Source organism: Streptomyces sp. NPDC054887 (assembly GCF_053610585.1).
The window spans coordinates 22,215-34,299 of the sequence record NZ_JBSGYQ010000031.1 but is presented as its reverse complement, the minus strand read 5'-3'; the positions used below and the strand labels follow the sequence as shown (position 1 = coordinate 34,299).

Here is a 12,085-nt window from a genome sequence, read left to right as displayed (position 1 = left end):
AGCCTGCGGCCGAGGCCATCGCTAACAGCCTATGGCGAAGTGAGTGAATCGATGCCCGGGCTTGTGCCCTCCCGAATTTCGGAGCCGTTGCGGCAGTTTCGCCAGCTCCGAAACCGGGAGAGTGGCATGCGTCGAATCACAGTCACCATCGGTGCCAATGCTGATGGCTCGACCTCACTACCCCAAGACGGCCTCGAAGTACCCGAGTCGAGGGTCATCGGGAGCGCCGACGAGGAGGGCGCGGTCGAGCAGGATGTTGTTGTTTTCGCAACTTGTCTCCGGCAGCATCACGCAGGCGTGGCAGGCCGCCACGTTGATTCCGCCGGCACCGGACGCCTCGGTCTCCATGCAGAGCGGGTCCGACGAGCACCACTCGGCACGGCGGACGGCCGAGCGCACCGTACGGCCGAGAGTCTCCGGTTCACCTTGGGCGACCAGACCGCCAAGACTGCCCGCCGAGTCGCTCGTCGCCGTGTAGACGAGCACCCCGGCCATGTCGTCGGCGGCGTACAGGCGCTCGCGCAAGGCCGCGGCCGGGTAGCCCGCCTCCAGGCTCCACTCGTTGATGAGGACGTGGGCCAACGTGTGCAGGAGCACCATGCGAGGGGTTGCCGGGGAGGATGCGACCCTGCTCGGGTCATCGGCCCGCTGTGCGAGCACCCGCTGGTGGGCGGTACGCATCCGCTCGACCCGGGCTGCCACCGCCGCGCTTTTCTCCCAGGCACCGAGTCGGTCCTCGTCCAATCGGAGGAAGACTCCCTCGCCCCGTACCTCCATGGCCGGGAGCCAACGCAGGGGACGTTCCGACAGCGGCATCTCCGTGGAGTCGGTCGTGGACTCGGCATCGACGAGCCGGGTGAACGCTTTCAGGGCGCGCACCTCGCGAAGCTTCTTGACCAGCATCGGGCCGGTGACGCCGAGGGGGTCGAGCCCGCTCTGGTCGCCCAGCGGGGCCTCACAGACGAACTGCTCGTCGTGGGAGTGCTTGCTCTCTTCGTTGCCCGCGCGAAGACGCTCGTACTCCTTGTTGCGCAGCGCGAGGTAGCGGTGGTCGAAGGTAGGGGCCGACTCGCTGTCGGGGTCCTCCTCACGCTCCGCGTCGAGGAGCGCCATCACCTCGTCCAGCGGTATCGGACACTTTCCCTTGAAGGCACCCTTGAGATAGATCTCGACTTGCTCGGGTGCGTCGTACTCGCGGAGCGCTGCCCAGTGTTCGGCGAGCGGATCCGAACGGCCGTCGCTCCACGGCGGGATGGAGAGAGCCGACTTCAGCACCGGCTGCCACAGTGCCGACGAACCTCGCTGAAGTGTCCGCAGGGCGAGTCCGCACCCCCGAGTCGGGACGGACCCACCGAGCCACGGGCGGGTTCCTTGACACGTGAGGCCCAGGTCCTTGAGCGCGTTCCTGCGGAAGGAACCTTCCATCGAGACCTCGGGAACCTGCCCGCAGGTGCAGGAGACGAGAATGGAGCGGAGCGAGGATGTGCGCCCCGAGGTGCGCATCTTCAGCTTTCCCCCGCACTGTGCCGCCCTCGCGGCATCACGGTCCGTGGAGCGGTGCAACCACTGCCGGTACGGGAACTCACCGAGGTGGCCGGCCTCGCAGGCGACGACGAAACGGGAGGGGACCAGGTCGACCTCGCACGTGCCGCAGACGCTTCGCCCGGCAGGCGGGTTGAAGTCACGGTGCCGTTGCAGGTCGTTGCACTCGGGGCAGGAGTGCATCAAGGGGAATCGCCGGACTCGGAGACCGTCCTTGCTGGTGTCGTCGGAAGCGGGCGGCAGCCGGAAGGAATCGACGTCGAGCACTCGGGCCAGGCGCCGTTCGTGGATCCTCGGGGACTCATCGCGGCTCCAGCTCCGCTCAGCCTCGTCGAGTCCCGAGACGATGAAGGACTCGTGGTCGACTGCGATGAGCGACCCGACGCCGTACGTGGTGATCACCTGGGCGCGGCGGACCGCACCACGCCGCGGAAAGTTGTGGGCGGGTGTGGCGCCGTACACGCCGGTCCGTTGACGGCGGGCGGGGGGTGGGGTCATCGGGTTCCCTCCATGAACAGGGCGGTCTCGGCGTCCACGTCGCGCAGGCTCCACAGCGTGGGCCATGCCTCGGCGTCCTGTGATTCGTCGTCGTACGCCTTCAGGAGCGAAGGGGTACGCCTGCCCCTCTGAGGCTCGAACAGCAGGCCGTTGTGGATGTCGGCCTCGGCGCACCACCACTCGACGAACTCTTCGAAGGCCTGCGACACGGTGCTGGTCTCCTCCGCGGATACCGCCTCCACGCGCTCCAGGAGGATCGACTTGATGCGTCCCCGGAGCACGTGTTCGTACGACTCGACCTGGCCGGCACCCTCATTGGGTCGAGCGGCCGGGATCATGATGCGGGCAAGGGCGACGATCACCGCGTGCAGGCCCCGGTCGCGGGCCCGGGCGGAGAACGGGGTGACGGAAGTGGACTCGACCTCGCGGTACAGGGCCGAGTGGAAATGCTGGAAGCTCTCGTAGTGGGAGCGGTCCCGGGACCGGGTCGAGTTGAACATGACCGCGACCAGACCGGGGTGCGCGCGGCCGACCCGGCTGGTGGCCTGGATGTACTCGGCGGTCGTCTGCGGCTGGCCCATCACGGCCATGAGACCGAGGCGGTCCACGTCCACGCCGACCGCGATCATGTTGGTGGCCAGGAGGACGTCCACGGTGTCATCGCCGGGCAGCCGCCTCTCGATGCCCTTCAGGCGGCTGGGGATCTCGCTGGCTTCGATACGACTCGTCAGCTCCGAGTAGTTGGCGACCGAGCGAACTTCCACTCCCTCGCGCTCGGCGAGCATCTCCAGATAGGCCACCACGTCGTCATGGACCTGGAGTTCCGCCGCGGACAACAGCCGGAGGCTGTTGAAGTAGCCGACGAGACTCCAGTACGCGTCGCGCACCTCGTCCTCCGTCTTCGCCTGCTTGGCCCGGTGCAGCAGGGTGGCGTACGTACGGATCAGGAGGGTGGACTGGCTGGTGCCCGGGGCCAGGAGACCGACGTAGCGGCGGCTCGCCTTCTCCTCGCGTGGGGTCTCCACGGCGAACCACGAGTCGCGGGCGTCCAGACCGGCGGGCGGGAACTGCCGCACTTCACGGGCGAAGAGGTGGCGGCCCTGATCGGCGGCACGACGGATGGTCGCCGTGGAGGCGATCACCTTGGGCCGGTCGGCGAGTGCGTCCACGGCGGTCTCGTAGAGACCGGTGAGTGTACCCAGCGGGCCCGAGATCAAGTGGAGTTCGTCCTGAACGATCAGCTCCGGGGGCGGAGTGCCGCCCTCCGGGGCGTCGTCGCGGTTGAAGAGCGCGGAGGTCGCCGGGCGCCATGGCATCGACGCGAACTTGTCGACGGTGGCGATCACCAGCGTAGGCCGTGCGTCGTACACCGACTCATCGATCAGATGGACGGGCAGGCCGTCGGTGAAGTCGCAGTCCGCGCCGGGGCATCGGACATGCATCCGCTTGGCGACCTCATCGACTTCGTAGTTCCGCGCGTCGAGGCGGGTCCCGCACCAGGGGCAGGCGTGTAGCTGCACGGGATTCTCGGTGGCGAGTCGCTTGTCGAGATTCCTTTGCAGCTCATGGAGCTTCATGCTGGCCACCGCCAGCGTGTTGGGGGTGGCCGAACGTCCCACCCACATACCGACGGAGAACGCCTCGTGACCCAACTCGGGCGTCTGGCGCCGCATGCGCTCCATGGCGCAGAGCAGGATCGCGGCGCGCTCGAACTGCTGGAGGGTGAGCAACCGCAGCGTGTAGCGCATGAGGACGGTGACACCGCCACCGTCCGCACCCTTGCGGATCCGACGCAGGAACGACGTGAAGGCGATCAGCCCGAGGTAGGCCTCCGTCTTGCCACCGCCGGTGGGGAACCACAGGAGGTCGGAGACCCGCCGGTCGTGGTGCTCGCGGTCGTCGATGCCGGCCATGCAGAGCAGCACGAACGCGATCTGAAAGGGGCGCCAGTGACCGGCGGCCGGATCGGGGGCTCCGACGCGGCCGTCCTTCACCCACTTGCTGCGGGCACGCTGGTCTGCCATGGCGCGGTTCGCGAGACGGAACGCGCGCATGAGATCGGGCTTGGTCCGCAGTAGCTCGATCCCCTCACGGATTCGGAGGAGCGCCTCGCCGCAGGCTTTCACTTGCTCCCGCGCGGGCTTCTCGTGAGGGCCGCCTGTCAGAGCGCCGGCTTCGGCCGACTTGCGGTCGATCCAGTGCTGGTAACCCGTGGCGAGACCTTCCAGAGCGGCCAGGACCTCGGCATCGGACTGCTCGGCCAGCCCGAGCATGGACAGCGCCGAACTGTCGATCTCCGGGTTGGAGTCGGTGAGCAGCACCTCCACGGTGGGTACGAACCGGCTCCGTACCTCGGAGACGGCGGGCGTCTGGGCCTCGGTCATACCGACCGGCTGGGGGGTCCAGTCCCACTCGGCGGCGCACCCGTGACCGACCGCGAACGTCGGGGCGTGGCGGTGCAGCAACCGACTCGTGGCGATCTCGGGGTCATGGGCGGCGGCCGGGGCCGGACGTTCGACGAAGGCGGAGGAGCCGTCGGCGGCCCGGACCGTCAGACCACACTGGAACAGAGAGAAGGCGTCCTGAAGATCCCGCTCGCCGACTTTCTGCCCATTGATCAGTGTGACCGTGACCGTGACCGTGTTGTTGACGGGATCGACGGGCCGGACGTTGACATGCAGCGAGGCCTCCGGGGTGAGCTCGATCGTCTTCTTCGGATCCGATCGGGTCACGTCAATGTGCTGGTCGGGGAGGGATAGTTCCTTGCGCCGCCACTGCTCCCGCTGGTCGGCGGTGGTACGGGCCTCGGCGCGGCGAGCCGGGACGGGCTTGCCATCGGCGTCGGTGGGTACGTAAGCGGCCGCGCGTGCAGAGACCACGATCACTCTGCTTATGGTCGGGCGGACCGCGAAGGTGAGACCCATCGAAGCAGGACGCCTGTCGCCTGAAGCGCCCACCTCCTGTGCGGTGCCGGACTCCTCGACATCTTCCCGGTTGAGCAGAGGGGCGGCGTCCAGGCCGTCCTGCTCGGCCGCGTCCTCGTCCTTCCGTTCCTTCGCGGCCTTGTCCGCCGGCCGCGGATAGAGCACTCCGGTCAGGTAGCGGTCGATCGGTGCGTCCTGTGTGAGTACCTCGTCCCGATCGTCCGGGACGGCCTCTTGGGCGGGGCCGAGGAGTTCACGGCGAAGCCCCACCAGCAGTTCCTCGTCCCGGACCCGGTAGTGCTCGGAGTGGGGACCTGCCACCTGCGTCATGAGCGCTGCTCCTCGTAGTCGTCGGCTCTCCGGTACCGGCCGATGCCGGTGATCCGGGGGGCGATCCACACACCGCGCTCACCCAGTCCGGCGTTCGTGCCGGCGGCGGTGCTGCCCGTCACGGTCTCCAGGGTGTCGATCCGAAGGTCATGAATCTCGTCGGGCCACCAGGGGTCCCAGTTACGGTTGACCTTCTGTACCTGGTAAAGATCCTCACGGAACCGCTGCGAGGCCTCCCCGATCTCCGTGCCGTCGTGCATCAGGGCGTACGGCGGGCTCTGGAGCTCGCCCATCGGCAGGTCGTGGCGCTTGCGCAGCAGCACCTCAAGGCCGGGCCGCACCCGTTCAAGGAGATACGCCTGGGTGGCGACGGCGTCGGTCCCGTGGCCGGGCGGGTCGTTCCGGTTGACGTCGCCCGCCTCGGCGACGATCCCGTACCGGTCGTACGACCGCCACGACCCGAGGTAGCGACGGCCATTGCGCCCGTTCCCCGCTCGTTTGAAGTGCGGCAATTCGGGAGGGGCCACGTGATAGAGATCCTGGCGGGCGCGCGTCATGGCCACGTACAAGGCGCGGGCTTCGGCGGGAAGGTCCAACTCGTCCTGGTGCTGTTTGTGCAGCTCGGCGAGCGTCGGTGGCGTCAGGACGATCACCCGGTCGAATTCCAGGCCCTTCGCGCGGTGCACTGTCGAGACGACGATGCGAGCGGTCTCCGGATCAGCCGCTTCGTCCGGAAACCTGCCACCGGCGACCGCACGCCGCAGCCGGTCGAGCTCGAGCACCCCGCGCCCCGCTCCGCGCGCGACCCTGCGCAGTACCGTCCACAGGGCGGTGGCGTCGGGTTCGTAGGGAAGAGGGATGTCCGAGAGGAGCGTACGGAACCGGTCCTCGGTGAGGCCGGTCGCCTCCGTGCGACGCAACAGCTCGGCCACCCAGTACGGCACCGGACGCTCCTCCAGCGGGCGCCGTATCCGGTGGTCGATGCCGTGCGCGTGCAGCAGCGCCGAGATCACGAGGGCCTGCCGGTTGTCGCGAGTGAGGACGGCGCAGGTGTCGGAGAGGTCCCGCAGGTTTTGCAAGGTGAACTCGTCACCGAGTTCACCCATGCCGTTCGCCGGATCCAGTAGGAGATCACGCAGTTCGTCGTAGGACCGCTCGGCCTCGTCCGGCTCGGTCACCTGCTGGAGAAGAGGTCCGTACGCCAACGCGATCCCGGCCTCGGCCGTGGCGGCCCGGAAGTTCCTTGTGAGACGCAGCTCCACCAGGTCGTCGAGGTAGGAACAGCGCAGCCAGTCGAAGAACCGACCGGTCTCGTCGGCTCGTTCGCCCGGGTCTTCGATCTGGAAGCCGTACACGGACTGGGCGGCGTCCCCGACGACGGTGAACCCGCAGCTGTCCTGGTACCGGTCGAGGAGGGTCTCCACCAGTTCGCGGCGCCCGCCCAGCAGGTCCTGCACCTCGTCGATCACGACATGGGCCGGTGGCACCGCGTCGCCGACCTCCAGCGCACCCTTCTCGATCGCGCGGGTCGCGGCGGCGATCCGCTCATCGAAGCCGACCGAACCCCACTCCCCGTCCGGGTACGCCTGAAGGAGCACCTCACAGGCCCATGCGTCGAAGGTACGGGCGCGCACCCGGTGAGCTCGCTCCCCGTGCCGAGAGATCCGCTCGCGCAGTTCCCGAGCCGCCGCTCGGGAGAAGGTGAGGACCAGGATCTCGGCGGCCTCCAGCGCCTGCTCGGGGTCCTCGTCACCGCACAGCGCGTCGAGCCGGCGAACCAGGGTGTGGGTCTTTCCGGCGCCGGCGCCGGCCGTGACCAGTACACGGGCGTCCCAGGGTTGCTCGACCACGGCCAGCTGCTCGTCGGTGAGCGGAGGGCTGTCCTGGTAGGCGTCGGTCACTTCCGGCTCCAGAGGTGCTCGAACTGAGTGAAGGCGAGGTTGGTGTCGAAGTTGGCGATGTTGTCACTGACGTTGAGGACCAGGCAGCTGTCCTTGCCGCCGTTCAGTGGTCCGCGCAATCCGCGGCCGATCATCTGCTGGTACACGTTGGTGCTGTAGACCGGCCGGGCCACGACCACGGCACGAGTGGCAGGTGCGTCGAACCCCTGGGTGAGCACACCGTAGTTGGTGAGAACCCTGATACGACCGCTTCGGAAGTTCTCGATGCGAGCGCGACGGTCCTGCGCACTGGTCGTCGAGTCCACGGCAGCGGACGGGACACCCCGGTCGTTGAGCATGGCTGCCAGGTACTTGGCGTGGTCGACGGAGGTGGCGAAGAGCAACGTAGGCCAATCGTCCGGCAGGCCGGCCACCGAGTCGACGATGCGCCGACTGCGTGTGTGGTCGTCGGCGAGTCGCTGTTCGGCAGAACGGGAGAGCATGGCCATGCGGTCGGCGTGTGTCTTCTCGTCCTGTGTGAGTTCGATACGGCCGCCCTCAAGGGTGCGGTGCTCGACGTGGGCGAGCATGCCCCAGTCCTGGAGATCGCGATACGGGTCGCCCGATGGGAAGACGCCCTCGTCGAGTCGCCGATTGCCGAAGCGCCGGACCAGGCGGCGGGTCTCCTCCTCGTTGGTGTTCCGGAACGGCGTGGCGGTCAGGCCGAGAAGGTGCCGGCCCGTCTCGTACTGAGTGAGGCCCAGTTGGCCCAAGATCTCGGTGTATCGCTTGGAGATGGCGGTGTGAGCCTCGTCCACGATCACCAGGGCGGCCTGGCGCAGCCAGGCGTACTGGTCGGTGCCCAGGCACCGTTCCAACTTGGCGTCGGTGGCGACCACCAGGTGCGGGTGCTCGACGACGTTGCCCACCTCGTTGGTGCTCCACAGCCGGCTGATGGTGAGCGGACGTTCGGCGCCGACCTTGCTCCAGACGAACTTCCAGCTCTGGACGGCCTGCTCGCACAACTCCTCGGTCTGTGCGATCCACAGCAGTGGACCCTTGAGGTCGCCGACTCGCTTCACCCAGCGGATCGCGGCCTCGGCGGTGACCCGGGTCTTGCCGGCGCCTGTCGGCAGCGACAGCATGCCGCGCTGGGGTGCCAGTCGGTCGAGCATGGTGGAGATGTTGCGGACCAGGTCCTCCTGGTACTCGTGGAGGCGGGGGAAGTCCCGAGGGCCCTCGACGGTCTCGAACGGCGGTGGGGACGGAGTCTTCGAACCGGCGAACGCGACCGGCAGCCTCAGCTCCGAGACGAACGCGATGGCCGCAGAGGAACCTCCGTACGCCACCGGGGCATTGGGGAAGCGTCCCTGGATGTCCCTGGCATGCTGTTGGAGCACACCGTCGCCGTGCGCGTTGAACGCCATCTGCGCGATGCGACGCCCGGTCGGCTCCACGCCGTCGGTCGACTGCAGTTCGGCTTCCATCAATCCCTCGGGGAGGCCCGTGCGGAGCGCGTCGGCGCCGATCAGCAGCTCGATCTTGGTGACCACATCCGTGGACTCGCGCACCGCCTTCTGCGCCGCCTTCAACTCGCCGTCCCGTTCCATACGGTCCTGGTGATCGAGCACTGCGCGGCAGCCGGCAGCACCGAGGCCCAAACCGAGTTCGCGGTCGATCAGGCGCAGCATCGGCTCCGGGGCCAGAGGGACGCGGAGCTTGACGGTGCTGTCCTGGCGCACGGCGTCCAGGGGGGAGGCGTGCGTGCCCCTGGGCGTGCGAGTGACCTCTTCCAGTTCGCTGCACCGTTGCACCATGCTGTTCCGGTTCCCGCTGTTCAGACGCTGCCGCAGGGCAGGGAACAGCTCGACCAGGGGCACGGGGTCGCCTTCCGGTACTTCACGGGTCTCCATGCTGATCACGTCGGCGTAGCGGAGCATGCCCCACTTCTCGATCATCAGCTCGGCGTCGTCGTTGGTCGGCACGAGGAGCGCCGGGAGTTGCTCGGCGCGCAGCGCTTGGTACTGAGCGGTTCCGACGGCGACGGTGATCTCGCTGTCGGGCCGGGTTTCCCAGGCGTCACCGATCCGGCACCGGGTCAGGGAGTCCTCGGGGAAGTCTGCGCCGAATCGGGTCAGCATCACGTAGGTGGCGCCGACGAAGGAGTCGTCCGCGCTGCGGGCCACCTCCTCGAGGAGGGCGTCCCAGCGGTCGGCGGGGACCTCGTCAACGGTGGTCGGGAGTCGTAGCCTGCGGGCCTTCTCGGGGGAGATGTCGGCGACCGGCAGCACATCTCGGTAGCCGGCGAGCTGGGGGCCGACGGCCTCCTTGACCGGCTTGATCCCCTGGGAGGTGGCGATCGTGCCGAACTTCCTCAGCATCCATCGGATCGGCGAGGGTACGGCCTGTCGTGTGTTGGTCTGTGCGCCGATCTGGCGCGTCCAGTTGTCCACCACGGCGTCGTCGGGCAGCACCTTCAGGAAGGCGGCGCGGGATTCCTCGGACAGGGCGCGGAAAAGGTGGAGCGGGCCACCGATCGCGGCGCCCTCGACCTTCATCCGGCTCAGCGCGGGGCGCGGGGCGCGGCTGTCCAAGCCGCGCAGGTAGGCGGCGTGGAGGGCTTCACGGTACTCCACGAACCACGCTTCGTCTTCCTGGGGGCGGACCCCACCGGACGGTCGTTCCCGCAGGCCGACCTGTGAGAAGAAGGGGGTGTCGTCGGAGTGGAATGCCATGTCGACAGCGATGCCGGGGTCGCGCTTCGCATCGACCACGACACCCGGCAGCATGCAGTCCTCGACCGGCCGGAACCGACCGTCGGCGGTGCGTACCCGGAGCGCCGAGCGGGGAGTGGGCACCTTCTCCAGGACCGTGTGGGCCAGGCGACGCACCCCCGCCTGACGGAACAGCTCCCAGAACCGCTCCCAGTCCGAGTCGCGGTAGTGGTCGAAGCCCTGATCGAGGACGCTGACGAACCGGCCCTCGACATCGGCCTCGCGGATGCCCAGGACGTCGAGCGCGTGAGCCAGCGACGGGTCCTGGGCGAGCTCGTCGACCATGTACACCAGGGTTTCGCGCAGGCCACCCTGGGTGGCACGGCGGAACACCTTGCCGTGCACGGGCGCGACGAGACCGTGCTCTTCGGTGAGCACAATGTGGGCCTTTCGGGCCTCTTCGGCATGCGGAGAGAGATTCTCGATCATGTCCGCGAGGATGCGAACAGCGACCGCCGACGCCTCGGGGGTGCCGATTCCGACCAGGGCCTCCAGCCATTCCCGGACACCAGTCCGCTCATGCCCGGCCGCACCGATGATGTGCTCGACCTTTCCGGAGCGCAGGGCGTCCGCCTCGACACTCGGGTGAAGCCAGTTCGAGGGGCGCCCGGGGCACTCATTCCACATCCGCAGCCACTTGGACACCTTCTTCAGGTCCTTGTCGAGGCGCGGGTGGATCCTCAGGGTCGTGGGGATGCGCAGGACGCCGTCCTGGTCGGGCAACGCCGGACGGTCCGTGGTGCGGGCCCAGATCTCTCGGGTCAGGAACTCGTCGGCCCAGCTGATCGCCTCCTTGGCTCGACCGGGCAGCAGGGGGAGATAGGCGGCAGGGTCCTCATCGGGTGCAAGGGCAGGGAGGGAGTCGACGACCAGCTGTGCCGACATCCGGATCATCTCCTGGTTGAAGGGAGAGGAGTCGAGGAGGTTCTGGCGGTCCTCGTTCGTCTTCCAGGCGCCGTTGAGGATGCCGCTCAGCGACATCTCGTACTTGGTAGGGAAGAAGGACCAGAACTTGCCGCGCCCGCGTGATCGCGGGCTGACGTACAGACCGCTCTCCGGGTCCTTCTCCAGGGCGGGGACGCCCCAGGCGAGGTTGAGAGAGAGCCGGTCGTGCAGTTCGCCGGCGTCCGCTCGGGCACTGGGACCGGGTTCGTGGGTGGTGGTGAACACGCGCCACCGGTCGGTGGCGACGGACTTCCCGGTCCGCTCCTCGATCAAGGTGTGAAGGTCGCCGGTCCGCCGGGCGGTCAGTGTCCGACGGGCCGGGGGCCGAGGCCGGCGGTCCTCCAGCACGACTTTCGTGACGTGCGGCGAGAAGAGCTGGAAGCCGACCGGGAATTCCTCGCGGGGCTCGCCGTGGTCCTTGCCACGTCCGCCGTGCATGTCCCGGCCCAGCCGGTCGTCCGCCTTCGGAAGCAGCGGCAGACGAACGACGGTGGTGGCCCAGTTCAGCAGCTCGTTAAGGACGAGGTCGGAAGCGCGCTCGGCTTGCATGTCCAGAGGTCGGGCCATGCGCAGCACGGGGGCGTCGAACTCAGGGCCGTAGCGCGCCGTCACGCCGGGCACGGCCCTGATCTGCTCGTACGACCAGGCGCGGTCGAATCCGAAACTTCCGGTGCTGCTGAAGAATTCCGGCGCGTCGGTCACCACGAGAACCGATTTGACGCCCACTCCGAAACGCCCGATCTGGCCGCCACGTTTCTTCGACATACTCATCCGAAGAATTGTCTCAGCGCCTTCCGAGGTAACCGGGTTACCTTCGTTCGCGCAGTACAAGTGCTTTTCCGTGAGGACGACATGAACTCGCCCACTCGATCCGTCGGCCATTTCGTCGGCCGCGTTCTGAACGAGCTCGAAAAGCTGGCGATCACCATATCCGCCCTGCGTGATACGGCGCTCCCCATTGGCGTGCTCGGCCACGAGACCGGGGTCCACGGCGTACGTCTGCAGGACGCGTGAGGACTGTTCGAGAACGGTTTGAACGACCGAAGAGGACGATGACGACACTGCTTCTGGCTCCTGGGTGTCAAAGATCCGGACGAAAGAGCGAACACGGGCCGGCCGGCCCGTGCTCGTCATGGCGTTGGGCGTGGTTTCCACGGTGCCTTCGTGAAGCGGAGGGTTCACGGCGAAGGCA

At 68.0% G+C, this 12,085-nt stretch carries 4 protein-coding genes; all 4 read right to left on the bottom strand.

Translation table 11 applies throughout. From position 1 onward, the window contains the following. Positions 1 to 177 precede the first annotated feature (177 nt). The 4 genes from drmB to ACWGH0_RS18855 are packed head-to-tail and all read right to left on the bottom strand — an operon-like array spanning position 178 to position 11,955. Positions 178 to 2,040, bottom strand: a complete 1,863-nt coding sequence (gene drmB, locus ACWGH0_RS18870) for a DrmB family protein (RefSeq protein WP_453405293.1) — start codon at positions 2,038 to 2,040, stop codon at positions 178 to 180. Continuing rightward, entirely contained in the window at positions 2,037 to 5,294 is a 3,258-nt protein-coding gene (locus ACWGH0_RS18865; RefSeq protein WP_453405292.1) for a helicase-related protein, read from the bottom strand. Before ACWGH0_RS18865 ends, drmB begins: the two co-directional genes overlap by 4 nt. Beyond that, a complete protein-coding gene (locus ACWGH0_RS18860) occupies positions 5,291 to 7,195 on the bottom strand; it encodes a UvrD-helicase domain-containing protein (RefSeq protein WP_453405291.1) in 1,905 nt (634 codons plus the stop codon). Before ACWGH0_RS18860 ends, ACWGH0_RS18865 begins: the two co-directional genes overlap by 4 nt. Continuing rightward, entirely contained in the window at positions 7,192 to 11,955 is a 4,764-nt protein-coding gene (locus tag ACWGH0_RS18855; RefSeq protein ID WP_453405329.1) for a sacsin N-terminal ATP-binding-like domain-containing protein, read from the bottom strand. Before ACWGH0_RS18855 ends, ACWGH0_RS18860 begins: the two co-directional genes overlap by 4 nt. Between the last annotated feature and the right edge of the window lie 130 nt (positions 11,956 to 12,085).

Excerpts from the sequence above, each read along its gene's own strand:
- drmB (WP_453405293.1), bottom strand. The coding sequence starts at position 2,040 with ATGACCCCACCCCCCGCCCGCCGTCAACGGACCGGCGTGTACGGCGCC.
- ACWGH0_RS18865 (WP_453405292.1), bottom strand. The coding sequence starts at position 5,294 with ATGACGCAGGTGGCAGGTCCCCACTCCGAGCACTACCGGGTCCGGGAC.